At 43.8% G+C, this 17,166-nt stretch carries 7 protein-coding genes; all 7 read left to right on the forward strand.

Annotated features, from left to right (window positions below):
• Positions 1-29: 29 nt before the first annotated feature.
• Genes ACO06Y_RS05725 through ACO06Y_RS05755 form a run of 7 tightly spaced genes read left to right on the forward strand, consistent with a single transcriptional unit; the run spans position 30 to position 17,165 of the window.
• Positions 30-2,396 (forward strand): ABC transporter permease, encoded by a 2,367-nt coding sequence (locus tag ACO06Y_RS05725; RefSeq protein WP_422082868.1) that lies wholly within the window; start codon positions 30-32, stop codon positions 2,394-2,396.
• 43 nt (positions 2,397-2,439) lie between these two features.
• Positions 2,440-4,872, forward strand: a complete 2,433-nt coding sequence (locus ACO06Y_RS05730) for an ABC transporter permease (protein WP_422082869.1) — start codon at positions 2,440-2,442, stop codon at positions 4,870-4,872.
• Positions 4,873-4,920: 48 nt separating this feature from the next.
• The gene (locus ACO06Y_RS05735) at positions 4,921-7,344 is read left to right on the forward strand and encodes an ABC transporter permease (protein WP_422082870.1); all 2,424 of its coding nucleotides are present in this window, start codon (positions 4,921-4,923) and stop codon (positions 7,342-7,344) included.
• A 15-nt stretch (positions 7,345-7,359) separates the two neighbouring features.
• Positions 7,360-9,786 (forward strand): ABC transporter permease, encoded by a 2,427-nt coding sequence (locus ACO06Y_RS05740; protein ID WP_422082871.1) that lies wholly within the window; start codon positions 7,360-7,362, stop codon positions 9,784-9,786.
• A 45-nt stretch (positions 9,787-9,831) separates the two neighbouring features.
• Entirely contained in the window at positions 9,832-12,231 is a 2,400-nt protein-coding gene (locus ACO06Y_RS05745; RefSeq protein ID WP_422082872.1) for an ABC transporter permease, read from the forward strand.
• 43 nt (positions 12,232-12,274) lie between these two features.
• Entirely contained in the window at positions 12,275-14,695 is a 2,421-nt protein-coding gene (locus ACO06Y_RS05750) for an ABC transporter permease (RefSeq protein WP_422082873.1), read from the forward strand.
• Positions 14,696-14,735: 40 nt separating this feature from the next.
• Positions 14,736-17,165 carry an ABC transporter permease gene (locus tag ACO06Y_RS05755; RefSeq protein WP_422082874.1) on the forward strand — a complete coding sequence of 810 codons (2,430 nt, stop codon included), beginning with the start codon at positions 14,736-14,738 and terminating at the stop codon, positions 17,163-17,165.
• Position 17,166: the final 1 nt, after the last annotated feature.

The following is a 17,166-nucleotide window of genomic DNA, read 5'->3' on the forward strand; positions in this document are numbered from 1 at the left end:
TGACGGGTCTAAACCAAAAATTAGGAACTATGTTTAGGAACTATCTAAAGATCGCGTGGAGGAATTTCATACAACAGAAATGGTATTCCCTTTTAAACATGAGCGGGCTTGCCATCGGGATGGCCTGTAGTATCCTTATTCTCCTTTGGGTACGGCACGAATCCAGTTATGATACCTTTCATGCCAATGCAGATCAGATCTACAGGCTTACGGCTATGGCCAACGAAGATTTCAAGGCGGCAGTAAGCGCTGCAGGAATGGTTGAGGAACTTCCACAACTGATGCCTGAAATAGAATCCAGTCTAAGACTAAGCCATCCCTTTGAGGAACTTTTCGAAGTAGATGGCCAAAAATTCAAGGAGGATTTCGTCTTTTTCGCGGACACCAACTTTTTGGAGGTATTCACTTTTCCCTTGATCGAAGGGAATCCAAAAACCGCACTTTCCAGACCGGACGGAATCTTGCTTACCGAGACTACGGCCCGGAAGTTTTTTGGTGCCGAAAGGGCATTGGGCCAGACCATTAAGATCAACAATACCAATACGTTTACCGTTAGTGGGGTAATGGCGGACGTCCCCTCCAATTCACATCTACAGTTCAATGCCATTCTGCCCATGACCTACCATGCCAAGACCAATTACGATTTGATCAACAAGGTATGGGATGCGTTTAATTTTTATGGGTACTTCCAATTTGGAAAAGGAGCAATTACTTCGGAAGAGGATCTTTCCACGGCCATTGAAAAAATCAACCGGATTTACGCCGAAAGGATGACGGAATTTGAGATTACGTTTAACCTGCAGCCCCTGACGGACATCCATTTGCATTCAAATCTACAGATCGATGTCCCTGGCCATGGGAACATTCAATATGTAAACATCTTCTTTGTAGTGGCCTTTATCATCTTGATCGTTGCCTGCATTAACTATATGAACTTGGCCACGGCACGATCCTCCCGAAGGGCCAAAGAGGTAGGCTTACGAAAAGTGATCGGGGCGGGCCGTAATCAATTGGTATTCCAATTTTTAGGGGAATCGTTGATGATAGCCTTCCTTTCCTTGATTCTTGCTGTTGGAATGGTGTATTTGGCATTGCCCGCCTTTAATAATTTGGCGCAAAAACAACTGGAATTGTATTTGGGCGATGCCAATATCTGGATTGGGCTGATGGCGATAGCACTGATTACCGGCCTCATTTCAGGAAGTTATCCCGCACTGTTCCTTTCAGGTTTTAGACCCATAAAGGTTTTAAAGGGAAGAATGAAGCTGTCCGGCTCCAATCTTTTCTTTAGAAACGGGTTGGTAATTTCCCAATTTGTTATTTCCATTTTATTGCTCATCGGTACAACGGTAATTTATACCCAATTGAATTTTATCCGGAACAAGAACTTGGGATATGACAAGTCCAACTTGATTTATATTCCCATGGAAGGTGAGCTATGGGGCAAACAGGAGGCTTTGAAAACAGCTTTGGAACAAAACACATTGACCAGTGATTTTTCCATAATTTCCGACCTACCCACCAATCTAACCACCGGCAATTTTGATATCTATTGGGAGGGCAAGGATCCCAATTCCCAAGTGCTTTTTCCACATATTAACGCCGATGAAAATTTCTTGGATGTCTTTCAAATGACCCTTTTGGAAGGGAGAGGATTTTCAAAGACCTCATCGGATAACCATGACTACCTGATTAACGAGACCGCTGCTAAAATAATGGGAATGGATGTGGAAAATGCCGTAGGCAAAGCGTTGACCTTTAGAGAAGACAAAGGGACGATTATCGGCGTGGTAAAGGACTTTAATTACAAGCCGCTTCAATATGCCATAGAACCCTTGATTGTTCGACACAGAAAAACGGGTTCTCTGACCGTAGTTAGGACGGCTCCGGAAAGTACCGAAAATACCATAGCTGCATTGGAAGGAATTTATGGAGACTTAAATCCGGCCTATCCCTTGACCTACAATTTTGTGGATACCAATTTGAACGCACAGTATAAGGGAGAACAACAGATGGGCACTATATTCAATGTTTTTGCCCTGTTGGCCATTTTTATTTCCTGTTTAGGGCTATATGGCCTATCCTCTTTTATGACCGAGCAGCGCTTCAAGGAAATTGGTATTCGAAAAGTTTTAGGGGCCAGTGCGCTTCGGTTGGTCAATATGCTTTCCCAGGATTTTATAAAATTGGTCTGTATCGCTTTTGTTCTTGCCATACCCATATCGTGGTATGCTATGAACGAATGGTTGCAGGAATTCGCCTTCCGTATTGAAATCCGATGGTGGATGTTCGGCCTGGCAGGATTTTCGGTTCTGTTTATAGCCTTGTCCACGGTAAGCTTTCAAAGTTTGAAGGCCGCCAATGCCGATCCCGTAAAGAGTTTACGAACGGAGTAACAGAATCAAGACCTGAAAGGTCTAAACCAAAAAAAAGAGAACCATGTTTAGGAACTATCTAAAAATCGCTTGGAGGAACCTTAAAAAACAACCCTTTTTCACTTTTCTGAACACTTTTGGGTTGGCGATCGGTATGGCCGGAGGCCTACTGATATCCTTATACATTTACGATGAGTTAAGTCATGACGCCATGTTTGCCGATGCCGATCGGATCTATCGCATAGATGCCGACATTAAATTTGGGGGAGCCGCACAGAAATCCGCCGAAGTCTCGGAACCTATGGCCGCCGCTATGCAACGGGATTTCGCACAGGTAGAGAATACCGTGAGGTTTCGAAATGGGGGAAGCCAACTTATCCGAAGGACTGGTACGGAGTCCAATACCAAAGAGTTGGGGGGTACGTTTGTGGATTCTACCTTTTTTAAGATGTTCGGGATAGAGTTGCTCGTTGGCGACCCAAAGACTGCTTTGACCCAACCCAATACTTTGGTATTGACCAAAACGGCGGCCGAGAAACATTTTGGCGTTAAGGATGCGCTGGGCCAGCGCCTTTTGCTGAACAATACCGATACCTATACCGTGACCGGGGTCATGGATGATTTACCCAAAAACTCTTTTTTGAGGAACCACAGCGTTTTTATGGCTATGGCGGGATTCGATGATGGTCAGATGGGCGATTGGGGCAGCCACAACTACTTCACCTTTGTTAAACTGATTAAGGGAGCCGATATCCAGGATTTCCAGGAACCGCTTCAATCCATGTTCGAAACGTATTTGATTCCTTTTGTCCAGAACGTTTTTCCGGGCATTACCAAGGAATCCTTTGAGGCTTCAGGCAATTATTTGCGATATAAGACCATTGCCTTGACCGACATTCATCTATATTCTGATGCCGATAGTGAGCTGGCACCGGTGAGCAGTGTTCAGAACGTATACATACTTTCTTTTATCGCCCTTTTTCTCATCATTTTGGCAAGTGTCAATTTCATGAACCTTTCTACGGCCCACTCCCTTAAACGGGCCAAGGAAGTGGGAATACGAAAAACGCTAGGCTCCAATAAACATGAACTGATAAGACAATTTCTTACTGAATCGGGCCTTATTTCATTCATTTCATTGGCTTTGGCCTTGGTCTTGGCTTGGGTGGTAACACCCTATTTCAACGAACTTTCCAACAAGACCATTGCCATACCTTTTGACAAGCCTATGTTTTGGCTGACCCTGTTTTTGGCCACTGTTCTATTAAGCCTGCTTTCAGGTAGCTATCCCGCCTTTTTCATGTCAAAGTTTATTCCGGTAAAGGTGTTAAAGGGAAATGGAGCTGGTAGTGTAAGTGGAGGAAAGACCAGGAATACCTTGGTAGTTCTTCAATTTGCCATTTCGGTTTTTTTGATCATAAGTACCTTGGTCGTGTACCAGCAATTAAAGTTCATTCAAAACAAGGATCTTGGTTTTTCCAAAGATCAGGTATTGATTATTGAGGATTTGTTTGCCGTGGGAGATCAGATTGCATCCTTAAAGGAAGAAGTGGAACAATTGGCACAGGTTCAGAGTGTATCGGTAAGTGGATTTTTACCCACCCCTTCCTTTCGGAGCAACTCCTCCTTTTTTGTGGAAGGATCCAAGGAACAGGAAAACACCATTAACATACAGAGATGGCAGGTAGACTATGATTATGTACCTACCTTGAATATGGAACTGATAACAGGCCGAAATTTTAACCGGCAGTTTGCAACGGATTCAACGGCAATGGTCTTGAATGAATCGGCGGCACGTATTTTAGGGGTCAGCCCGGAAGAGGCCCTGGGGATGCGAATCTCCAACGAGTTGGATGAGGAGAACCCGTCTTTCTTTACGGTAATTGGAGTGATTAAAGATTTCCATTTCGAATCGTTACGGGAAGATATCGGAGGCTTGTGCTTGCTATTGGGAAATTCGCCCGGATCGATGGCGATAAAATTAAGAGCGGGCGATTTTTCGAATACCCTGGCGGGGATTGAGACCTTATGGAATAAAATGGCCCCTGGTCAAATTTTCAATTTCCGTTTTATGGACGATGCCTTTAATGCCACTTACCAAGCGGAGCGGCGATTAGGTAGCATTTTTATGGTATTTACCGTCCTCTCCATTGTTATTGCTTGCTTGGGCCTTTTTGGGTTGGCCGCTTTCAACGCTGCAAAACGGACAAAGGAAATAGGAATACGAAAGGTATTGGGTGCCAGTGTAAGTCAAATAGCCTATAGGCTTTCTATCGACTTTCTAAGATTGGTGGCCATCTCAATATTGGTGTCACTGCCTATTGGATGGTTTGCCATGAATAAATGGTTGGAAGACTTTTCCTATCGCATAGAAATTGGTTGGTGGGTTTTTGGCTTGGCCGCTTTTTTAGCAGTAGGAATAGCTGTCCTAACGGTGAGTTATCAAAGTATTAAGGCGGCTATCGTCAACCCCATAAAAAGCCTACGGACTGAATGAACAATGCGACCCTGATTACAATGGGTAAAATGTAAAAAAGAGAGAACTATGTTTACGAACCATATTAAAATAGCCTTTCGGTATTTAAGGAACCACAAATCTTTTACCGCGGTAAATATCTTGGGCCTTACCTTAGGATTCTTTTGTTTTTTTCTACTGAATGCCTATGTGCTAAAGGAAACGTCGTTTGATCTAGGGCAAGAACAGGTTTTTCGCCTACTTCAAAAAACCATGGATGAGAATGGAACCGTTCGTGAAATGGCCCTATCCCCCCCAAAAGTGGGCGCGGAATCAAAACGACTTTTTGAGGAGATAGAAAATCAAACCCAAATTCTTCATATAGGGCGTGCAAATTTTGGGAACGATCCGGCTACGATGCACCATCAGGAGGTGGCCGTTTTGGACGACAATTTTTTAAAGGTATTCGATTTTCCATTAGTGGAGGGCACAAAGGACGACTTGATAGACCGGCCCAATGGAATTATCCTGACCGAATCCATTAAGGAGCTGTATTTTGGCCAACAGCAGGCATTGGGAAAAATTTTAAAGACAAGCTTTGGGGAATATCCGGTCGCTGGAGTTCTGGAGGATTTTCCTGAGAATTCCCACCTGGAAAACGCAGCTTTTTTTAGCCATCAAATGGCTTCCGAAGTGTTCAGTTGGTTCGATGAGTTTATGTCATCCAATTGGTCCAACAATCAATTGATAACCTATTTTAAAGTTTTGCCCGGAACGGATTTAGACGTACTGGGAAAAAAGATTACAGCCTTGACCAGGGAGAATTACCCTGTGGACAAGATGTTCAACAACACTTTTTGGGTACAGCCCGTTCAGGATATCCATTTGTATGAAAACGAGGTTGAAAGTGAAATCAACAAGGGCAAGGGGAACGGATTGTATGTACGATTGTTTTTCTGGGTAAGCATTCTTATTCTCCTTGTGGCCTGTTTTAATTATGCCGGCCTCTTGAATATTGCCTTTATCGATAGAGCCAAGGAAATAGGGCTTCGGCAAATCGTAGGGGCGGGGAAGCTACATTTGCTGTGGCAGTTTTTATCGGAAAGTCTGCTCTTGATTTCCATTTCAATGGTCTTGGCCTATTCATTTCTGTGGGTGTTGCAACCGTTGGTTCAAAATTGGTTCAGTACTACTTTAGATCTTACCGTAGTTCCTTTGGATGGTATTCTGCTGATGTTGGCCTCTGGCCTCTTTTTGAGTGTACTTTCCGTAGTCTATCCGTTTTGGCTGATAATCAGATCGGGGGTGTCCTCTTCAATAAAGAACACAATATCCATTAGCTCTAAACTACCTTTTAGAAGGTTTATGCTTACGTTCCAATTTATTGCGGTCGTCACTTTTGTTACCGCTTCTTTCGTCTTTAACAGACAAATGGATTTTTTGGAAAATAAGGAACTGGGCTTCAAGAAGGAGGGCTTGGCGACCGTGGATATCAATAGTGGCATTTTACGCGGACAGTTTGAGGCCATTAAAAGTGAATTTTTGAGAATCCCCGAGGTCAGTTCCGTTACTGTAAGTTCAAGAGTGCCCGGTGAATGGAAGTATATTCCCATGGTAAAGGCCAAGCGAAATGGGCAGTCAATGGCAGATGCCAAGGACATGCTCTTTTTGGGCGCGGATAAGGATTTTCTAAAGACCTTCAACATAAACCTTTTGGCAGGTTCAAATTTTTCGGGAACCCCTTCGGACAGTTCCAAAGTATTGATAAACGACGCCGCGGCGCTGACTCTGGGACTGGAAAACCCGGTAGGCCAATTTATAGAGATTCCCTTTGTTAATTATGGGGGCAGTAACGAGAATCTTGAAAAACCATTTCAAGCTCAGGTAGTCGGAGTCGTGAAGGACTTTCAGATAGAGGATTTCCGGACAAGTATTAAGCCCCTGGTTATCGGAAACTGGAACAACCCCTTGCATTCCATTGATTACTATACACTTCAAATAGAGACGGCGGATTGGTCAAAAACCGCATTGACCTTAAAGGAGGTCAATGACTCCTTTGACCCACAGACCCCCATTGAGCTTAACATTTTGAACGATAAGTTCGCCCGTTTTTTGAAACAGGATAGGGAACATTTCAAACTCTTGAATTTCTTTTCCGTAATCGTGGTCTTTTTGGCTTGTATGGGACTTTTTGCCATGAGCGGTTTTGTGGCAAAAAGTAGAACCAGGGAAATCGGAATTCGCAAGGTATTGGGATCGAGCGTTGCACAATTGCTCTATCTGTTGTCCAAGGATTTTGTGAAACTGACCCTTATCGGATTGGTTATCGCCACGCCCATAACGTGGTACCTACTTAAAAGATGGCTCTCGGATTTTGCATACCACATCGATTTTCAATGGTGGATGATAGCCTTGGCAGGCTTAGTAAGCCTTGCATTGACCCTATTGACCGTAAGTTTTCAATCAACTAAGGCGGCGACAATAAACCCGGCAAAGAGCCTAAGATCAGAATAACAAAAAACAAGAACCATGTTTAAGAATTATCTAAAAATCGCTTGGCGAAATTTGATCAAGAACAAAGTGTATTCCTGGATTAATATTGGTGGGTTGGCCATCGGTATCGTGGCCTGCTTGCTTATCCTGCAATATGTGGCCTTTGAATATAGCTATGAGAATTTTCATGAGAAAAAAGACCGGATTTATCGGGTACAACAAGACCGGTATGATAATGGTAAACTTTCCACCCAGTGGGCGGCAGGGGCGTATGCCGTTGGAAATTCCTTTAAGGAAGCCATTCCAGAGATAGAGGAGTATGTAAAAGTCTCGGGAACCGGGGATATCATTGTTGAAGTAGATAACAGGCCTCTAAAAATTGAAGAGGTGTACTTTGCTACCAGTTCCTTTTTTACGGTTTTTTCCTATCCGTTGCTCCATGGTAAAAAGGAAGGCGTCTTAGACGAACCCTATACCGCCGCCATTTCCGAAAGTACGGCACGCAAAATATTCGGGACCACGGATGTGATAGATAAGATCTTGCCTATTAGCGGAAACAAAAACTATAGAATTACCGGAGTCTTTGAGGATATGCCCGTGAACACACAGCTACAACCCAAATTTTTAGCGTCCTATGTCAGTTTTGTGGAACAGGTAAAGACAAACTCCAATGGGGCGAACGACCCTGAGGAAGCATGGGCATGGGACGGTTGCTTAACCTATGTATTGCTTCAAAAAGGGGTGGACCCAAGCCAGGTCGAGGCAAAATTTCCTCCTATAGTCGAAGCGGGAGTGGGTGAGCTCTTACGGCGTTTTAACGCATCGGTAACCTATAAACTTCAACCACTGACCAACATCCATTTGGAAGCAAATTATATAGACGAGCCTGCCCCGAACGGGGACGCCAAGACTGTACTTCTTTTGTTGGGAATTGCCTTTTTCATAATCGTGATTGCATGGGTCAACTATATCAACCTGGCTACCGCCCGGGCCGTGGGACGGGCCAAGGAAGTGGGAGTCCGTAAGACGGTAGGATCCAACCGCAAACAATTGATTACCCAATTCTTTTTTGAATCCGGATTATTCAATGGCCTGGCCCTGATCTTGGCATTGATAATGATGATCATTGCCCTTCCGGCCTTTAACCAAATCTCGGGTCAGCCTGTATCCTATGAACTGTTTACCAAGACCAATTTTTGGGTAGGGCTTGTCGCCTTGTTCCTTGCGGGGGTGGTATTGTCCGGGTTATATCCGGCTATTGTACTTTCCAAATTTAGACCCGTTGAAGTACTTAAGGGAAATATGGGAGGCACCCAACAGGGCACGTTATTGCGTAAGGGACTTGTTGTGCTTCAGTTTACGGCTTCCCTCTTTTTGTTGATAGGTTCCCTGGTCGTATATCAACAAATACAGTTTATGCGCAACCAGTCCTTGGGGATAGATATTGACCAAACCCTTGTATTGCGTCCGCCCATTGCCACGGACTCCACTTTTGTGGCCCAAAAGAAGGCCATAAAGGAAACACTTTTGCAATACCCGGCTATAAAGAATGTAGCGGTTTCCTCTGTAGTTCCTGGAGAGGGTACAGGCGGAAATGCAGGGGGTATACGGTTGGTAACCCAGGACGACTCGGAACAAAAACAATACCGGTTTATTCGGGTGGACTATGATTTTTTGGACCTGTACGATACCAAGTTGATCGCCGGGCGAAAGTTTTCTGAAGATTTTGGGGCCGATGCCGTCAATGTTGTTTTTAACCGAAAGGGAATTGAGCAATTAGGTTTTGATGACCCAGAGGAAGCCATTGGTAAGCAAATTGAGTTTTGGGGCGATCAATGTACTATTGTTGGGGTTGTGGAGAACTTTCACCAGCAATCGCTTCGTGATGCCTATGAACCCCTTATCCTTACCCTAAACCCTGGAGTATATGGATATTTCTCCATAAAAACGGATATGGGCCGAATAGCGGAGACGATTGCCCAGATACAAACAGAATGGGATACTTTTTTTCCGGGAAATACTTTCGAATACTTTTTTCTGGATGAACAATTTGACAAGCAGTACAAGGCCGATCACAGATTCGGTCAAGTATTTGGCCTGTTTACGTTATTGGCCATTTTTGTGGCCTGTCTAGGCCTCTTCGGCCTAGCCTCGTTCACCACCTTGCAACGTACCAAGGAAATAGGGATACGAAAAGTGCTGGGTGCGTCGGTACAAGGGATTTTAAAGCTGTTGTATAGAGAATATGCAATGTTATTGGCCGTAGCCTTTTTAATTGCAATTCCCTTGGCTTGGTATATGGCCAGCAACTGGTTGCAGGGGTATGCATTCCATATTTCCATTCATTGGACATTCTTTGCATGGCCCTTTGTGGCCATAGTGATCATCGCATTGGTAACGGTAAGTTTTCAATCGATCAAAGCCTCTTTGGCCAATCCGGTAAAGAGCTTGCGTACAGAGTAATTCATCAATCAACACTGAACCTGTTTCAGTATAAAAACCAACATCATGTTTAGAAACTATTTAAAAATCGCTTGGCGAAATTTAAAAAAGAACAAGGGGTATTCGGCTATCAATATTGGGGGTCTAGCCCTGGGAATGGCCGTAACCCTTATTATTGGGTTATGGATACAGGACGAGCTTACCCATAACGACTACTTTAAAAACAAGGACAGCATAGCCCAGGTATTCCAGTCACAGACCTTCAACGGACAGATTGGTACGGGCCCTGCCATACCTAGACCTTTGGAAATGGCCTTTAGGGATGGTTATGCGGATAACTTCAAGCATTTGGTGATGTCGTCCTGGACTAACAGCCAATATCTGAAATATAAGGAGACCAGTATTTCCCGCACCGGTAACTTCATGCAGGCAGATGCCCCGGAAATACTTGATCTTACCATTTTAAAAGGAGAAAAGGATGGTCTACGGGAAATCAACTCCATTATGTTGTCCGAGTCCGTGGCCGAAGCCCTTTTTGGCAAGGAGGATCCCATAGGAAAAATTATTGAAGCCCATAACCAATACGATATGATGGTTACGGCGGTATATGAAGATATCCCGGCAAACAATTCATTTCATGATACTCAGTTCATAATGCCTTGGGAAAAGTATATTACTACTCAGGAATGGGTTAAAAATGCCATTAACTTTTGGGGCAACAACTCCTTTCAGATGTTCGTCCAAATTGCGGATAACACCTCCATGGAGAAAGTGACCGCCATAATCAAGGATGTAAAAAAGAATGCGGACGAGGATAATGCCGAATTTAACCCGCAGCTCTTTCTTTTTCCTATGACGGAGTGGTATTTACACGGCAATTTTGAAAATGGAAAGCAAGTGGGCGGGCGAATAAAGTACGTTTGGCTCTTTGGCATCATTGGGGCCTTCGTTTTGCTTTTGGCCTGTATCAACTTTATGAACCTGAGTACGGCCCGGTCCGAAAAAAGAAGCAAGGAGGTGGGGATACGAAAATCAATAGGATCGCACCGAAAACAATTGATTAATCAGTTTTTGAGCGAATCGTTCCTGGTCGTTTTGTTTGCATTTTTGTTATCTATCGTAATTGTACTGTTGTCGTTGAACGGCTTCAATGAATTGGCCAGGAAAGAAATCGAGTTTCCCTGGGCGAACAGTGGTTTTTGGTTTGTATCCATAGTTTTTATTGCATTTACCGCGCTTCTGGCAGGAAGTTATCCAGCACTTTACCTCTCCTCCTTTAGGCCGGTAGATGTATTGAAAGGAACCTTTAAGGCCGGAAAGTATGCCGGACTGCCACGGAAGATTTTGGTAGTGCTACAATTTACGGTTTCCGTGGCCTTTATTATTGGGACGGTCATTGTAATGCAGCAAATAAACCATGCCAAGAATCGCCCTATCGGGTATGATAAGGAGGGGTTGGTCCAAATACCGACATTTAGTCAAGACTTCTCCGGTAAATACGATTTGATGCGAAATGAATTCCTGGCTTCTGGTGCCGTTGTGGAAATGTCCTCATCCAGCAGCCCCACTACCCGAATATGGTCCAATCGGAATGGTTTTGATTGGGAAGGCAAACCGGAGGGATTTCAGGAGGATCTGGCCTGGACGGAGGTGTCATGGGAGTATGCCAAGTCCCTGAATTTGAAAATTGTCCAAGGCCGGGATTTTTCCCGGGAATTTCCTTCGGACTCCAATGCCGTATTGCTTAACCAAACCGCGGTCAAGTATATGGGAATAACCGACCCCATAGGGAAATTCTTGAAGGACAACGATGAGGAGGATCCGGATCCTCCCTTAAAGATTATCGGCGTAGTGGAGGACATGATTGCACAATCACCCTATGAACCGGTAAAGCAGGGGGTTTATGTTTTCGATAAACATAGCATTTCCAGCTTCTATAATCTACGATTGAATCCAAAGCAAAGTGCCAGCCAGAATATGGCCGTTATCGAAAGGGTATTCCGGACACATTTTCCGAACCTTCCTTTTCAGTACGATTTTGTGGACGACGAATATGGTGAAAAATTTGCTGCGGAAGAACGGATCGGAAGCCTATCGGCCATTTTTACCGCTTTGGCCATACTCATAAGCTGTCTAGGGCTGTTTGGGCTTACCTCCTTTGTCGCCGAACAGCGTACCAAGGAAATCGGAGTAAGAAAAGTGCTGGGAGCATCCGTGTTCAATGTTTGGAACATGCTTTCAAAAGACTTTTTGAAACTAGTGTCCATCTCTAGCTTTATTGCCATTCCCATCTCCTACTATGTAATGAATGGATGGTTACAGGAATATCCATATCGGGTGATTTTGGAGTGGTGGATTTTTGCCTTGGCGGTTATCGGGGCCCTGGCCATTACAATTCTTACGGTGAGCTTTATAGCCATTAGGGCGGCGAATGCAAATCCGGTCAACAGTTTACGTACGGAATAGAACGGTTTAGACCTGACAGGTCTAAATCCAAAAAACGAGAACCATGTTAAAGAATTATCTAAAAATTGCTTGGCGGAATCTGACCAAGAATAAACAGCAGACCATAATTAATTTATTGGGCCTAACGATTGGTACGGTAAGTTGCCTTACCATTCTATTGTATGTCTTTGACCAGACGGGCTATGATGTACACCATGAAAATGCGGAATCCATTTATAGGATACAGACCAATATTGAGGGAACAGGCTCCGGTGGGGAAGGTGCCCGTGTTGCGGGATCATCACCTCCGATTGCCTTTGCGGCCAAAGAAGACTTCCCGGAAATCGAGGAAGCCGTTAGAGTAGTTCTAGTAGACCTGTTCAATGTAGATATTATACGGGCCGCCGGTGAGGAAAGTGGATTTTACGAATCCAAGGCCTATCTGGCCGACTCTACTCTTTTTAAGGTATTTAACTATAAGTTATTGGAAGGAGGTCCCAAAGCTTTGCACGAACCAAGTACCTTGATCCTTTCCTCGTCTTTGGCGAAAAAGTTGTTCGGAGGTCAAAAGGCCCTGGACAAGACGGTAGAGATTTCCGGCTATGATGGCGATCCCCTAAAACTTACGGTGAAGGGGGTTTTTGATGAGACCTTTGGGAAATCACATTTAAAACCCAATTATATCATCAGCATGAACACCCCGGGCCTGGGCGAATGGGTAAAGGGCAATGATAACTATGCGCAAAACAATTTTGCGTACACCTATTTTAAGTTAAAGCCCGGTGCCAGTGCCCAAAATCTGGAACGAAAATTTCCAAATTTCCTTCAAGAGCGGGGAGGGAGCGATCTTGCGGACATAAACATGAAGAAGGAACTGCTACTTCAAAAAGTGACGGACATCCATTTGTATTCCCAGGGAATAACGGGACAGATCGATAGGGTTTCCGATGTACAGTACCTGTATCTACTATTGACTTTGGCCTTGTTTATTCAACTTGTGGCCTGCATCAACTTTATTAATCTGAGCACGGCCCGTGCCAATAAGAGGGCCAAGGAAATAGGGGTGCGAAAGGTAGTCGGGGCGGACAGGAAATCCTTGGTATCCCAGTTTTTGGGCGAGTCGCTCTTGCTATCCTTTTTCTCGATTTTGATAAGTATTCCCATTACGCTGCTATTGTTACCCTTTATAAATGAATTGGCACAGAGTAATCTTAGCTATGTAGACCTATTTCGTCCGGAAATTGTGTATTCCCTTTTGGGGATAGGGTTTTTAACAGGGCTTATAGCCGGTATTTACCCGGCATTGGTATTATCCTCCATAAAACCTGTGTCGGCCATAAAAAGTACAATAAACCTACAGTCCGGAAATAGTGGGCTACGAAAAGGGTTGGTCGTTTTTCAATTTGTGATATCCATCACCTTAATCAGTATGGTCATCATTGTTATCCAACAGTTTAACTATACCCAACAAAAGAATCTGGGGTATGAAAAGAATAATTTGATCGGTATCCAATTGAATACACGCAATGCCCGGGATAAATTTGAAGGATTGAAATCGGAATTTTTAAAGGTTCCCGGGGTTACCGAAATTTCCGGGAGTAGGGTCTCACCTTCCGAGGATATCATCAACGGTGCGAGTTTTTATATGCCTGGACGGAATCCCGAGGATCGCACCCAAGTACAGGTAAACCTTGTGGGGAAGAACTATATAAACACCATGGGAATCGTTCTTTCAAAGGGCAGGGATTTTAGGGAATCGGATAGCACCCAGATAATCGTGAACGAGGCTACACTCAAGACCTTTAATATTGAACCGGAAGATGCGCTGACTTCCAGACTGCTGACTGGAGGGGAGAATGAGTTTGAAATTGTCGGGGTAATGAGCGATTTTCACTTTTCATCCCTCAAAGAGGCCATTCAGCCTTTGGTACTTTTTAGGGATAGCGACCCACATCGGTTATTGCTCCGTTTTGAGACGGCCAACTATGGGGAATTAATGGCCAATTTGGAAGGTATTTGGAAGGCAAATGTCAAGGATTCACCCTTTGTACCCGCATTTATCGATAAAGAGGTAGAGAAGTTATACGATGAGGAAAAGCGTGTGGGCCAAATCGCCGCATTGTTTACGATTTTGGCCATTATTATTAGCTGCCTGGGTCTCTTTGGTCTGGTTTCCTACATAGCGGAACAAAAGAAAAAGGAAATCGGTATTCGTAAAGTATTGGGGGCCAGCATCAATTCGGTGGCACAACTGTTGACCAAAGACTTTCTAAAATTGGTAGGAATCGCCTTTTTGCTCGCCTCGCCCATAGCCTATTATTGTATGCAACGCTGGCTTGAGGATTTTACGTATAAGATTCAAATCAATGTATGGGTCTTTGTCCTGGCCGGAAGTTTTGCCCTGGTCATTACTTTGCTAACGGTGGGCTTTCAATCCATAAAATCCGCTGTTGCCAACCCGGTAAAAAGTCTGCGAACGGAGTAAACCAACCTGTCCGCCTCTGGCGGATCAAAAATGAACGATTATGTTAAAGAATTATCTAAAAATCGCTTGGCGCAATCTGACCAAAAATAAGCAGCAGACTATCATCAATCTTTTGGGTCTTACTGTTGGTACCATAAGTTGCCTCACTATTCTATTGTACGTTTTTGCCCAGATGGGATATGACCGGCATCATGATAATGCTGAAAACATCTACCGGATAGAGACTATTATAGAAAGGGATGGTAAGGAAAGTTTTGATACAGGGGCCGCCTCGCCACCCATAGCTTTTGCAATGAAAGAAGACTTCCCCGAGGTTGGTGAAGCCGCTCGGGTTGTGCTTACCGATATCTTTTTTGTCAATCTGATACGTGCTGCGGACAGTGAGGATGCTTATTATGAACCTAGGGCCTATTTGGCCGATTCTACCTTTTTTAATGTTTTCACCTATAAATTTTTGGAAGGGAATAGGGAAACCGCGTTGAACGAGCCCAATGCCTTAGTGCTCTCTTCGTCTTTGGCCGAAAAGATGTTCGGTTCGGAAAGAACCTTGGGAAAAACCGTTGTTTGGGGTAGTGGTGAAGATGCCCAAATCCTTACGGTAAAAGGGGTTTTTGATGATACATTCGGAAAATCACATCTGAACCCCAATTACTTTGTTAGTATGAGTACTCCGGGTATAGGGACATTTGTGCAGACCTTTGAAAGTTTTGCTACGAACAATTTTGTGTATAGTTACCTAAAACTTGTTCCGGGTTCAAATGCCGATCAACTTCAAAAAAAATTACCCGACTTTATCCAGACCCATGGAAGTACGGATCTGGCGAATGCGGGAATGACCAATAAATTATTGTTGTTGAAAAAAGTGGCCGATATCCATTTGTATTCTGCTGGGCGTAAGAATCAGATCGATACCGTTTCGAACATCAAATACCTTTATTTTTTATTGACATTGGCCTTTTTCATCCAGCTTGTGGCCTGTGTCAATTTCATTAATTTAAGTACTGCTCGGGCCAGCAAGCGTGCCAAGGAAATTGGAGTTCGCAAAGTAGTGGGGGCAGGAAGTAATGTCCTTATGCGACAGTTTTTAGGGGAATCACTTTTGCTGTCCCTATTCGCCATGCTCATCAGTATTCCCATTACCCTTCTGATTTTGCCATTTGTGAATGAACTCACCCAGGGCAATCTAATTTATTTGGATGTTTTTAACTGGAAAATCGGATTCTTATTGCTGGGATTGGGAGTTATTACAGGTCTGGTTGCCGGCATTTATCCGGCCATGATTTTATCCTCGATAAAACCTGTGAAAGCACTTAAAAGCGCGGTTAGACTTCAATCCGGAGGCGTTACCTTTCGTAAGGCTTTGGTGGTGTTTCAATTCGTCGTCTCCATAAGCCTTGTAGCAACGGTAATTATTATTACACAGCAGTTCCGGTATGCCCAAAGTAAGGATCTTGGTTTTAAAAAAGACAATCTGTTGGCTCTTCGTATAGGTACTGATGCGGCATCAAGCAAGTTCAATGACCTAAAATCTGGCTTTTTGAATGTTCCCGGGGTACTTAATGTAGCTAGTGGAAATTACGCGCCTTCCGAAACGGTCATGACAGATAATGGCCTATATCTACCCGGAGGAAATAGGGAGGACAATACCGTTGTCAAAAGGAACGGCGTAAGCGAGAACTATTTTAATACCATGAATATTCCCTTGTTGCATGGAAGGGATTTTCGTGAAAGCGACACCACGAATCAAATCATTGTTAACGAGGCCACCTTGAAAGCATTTAATATTGATAAAGAAGTAGCCTTAAGTTCCAAACTATTGCAAAGTTTTGGTGACGAAACTTTCGAAATGGAAATTATCGGTGTAGTGGCCAATTATCACTTTGCATCATTAAAAGATGAAATAGAGCCGCTATTTCTTTATAAAGAGAACCAACCGAATTGGTTATTTCTTATGACGGAAACGCAAAATTATGAGCGGTTATTGAAAGATTTGGAGCAACAATGGAAGGCGACCGTAAGTAATGTACCGTTCGATTATGCCTTTGTGGACAAAGAGGTAGAGAAACTATATGAAGAGGAAAAACGCTTAGGCCAGATTTCCATAGTTTTTACTATTCTAGCGATATTTATCAGTTGTCTCGGTCTTTTTGGCCTAGTATCTTATGTTGCAGAGCAAAAGAAAAAAGAAATCGGCATTCGAAAAGTATTGGGGGCCAGTGTCAACTCTGTGGTACAATTGTTAACGAAGGACTTTTTGAAACTGGTCGGGATCGCTTTTCTTATAGCCTCACCTATTGCCTATTATTTTATGTACCGTTGGCTGGAGGGCTATACCTATAAAATCGAAATTGAGTTCTGGATATTTGCCCTCGCCGGAGGTTTCGCTTTGTTCATCACGTTGCTCACGGTCGGTTTCCAATCGATAAAATCCGCCATCGCTAATCCTGTAAAGAGTTTACGGACGGAATAGA

Source organism: Ulvibacterium sp., from assembly GCF_965228935.1.
Classification (GTDB): Bacteria; Bacteroidota; Bacteroidia; order Flavobacteriales; family Flavobacteriaceae; genus Ulvibacterium.

Bases quoted from the DNA above. Each gene is read 5' to 3' on its own strand.
- ACO06Y_RS05725 (WP_422082868.1), top strand. From the start codon at position 30: ATGTTTAGGAACTATCTAAAGATCGCGTGGAGGAATTTCATACAACAG.
- ACO06Y_RS05730 (WP_422082869.1), top strand. From the start codon at position 2,440: ATGTTTAGGAACTATCTAAAAATCGCTTGGAGGAACCTTAAAAAACAA.
- ACO06Y_RS05735 (WP_422082870.1), top strand. From the start codon at position 4,921: ATGTTTACGAACCATATTAAAATAGCCTTTCGGTATTTAAGGAACCAC.
- ACO06Y_RS05740 (WP_422082871.1), top strand. From the start codon at position 7,360: ATGTTTAAGAATTATCTAAAAATCGCTTGGCGAAATTTGATCAAGAAC.
- ACO06Y_RS05745 (WP_422082872.1), top strand. From the start codon at position 9,832: ATGTTTAGAAACTATTTAAAAATCGCTTGGCGAAATTTAAAAAAGAAC.
- ACO06Y_RS05750 (WP_422082873.1), top strand. From the start codon at position 12,275: ATGTTAAAGAATTATCTAAAAATTGCTTGGCGGAATCTGACCAAGAAT.
- ACO06Y_RS05755 (WP_422082874.1), top strand. From the start codon at position 14,736: ATGTTAAAGAATTATCTAAAAATCGCTTGGCGCAATCTGACCAAAAAT.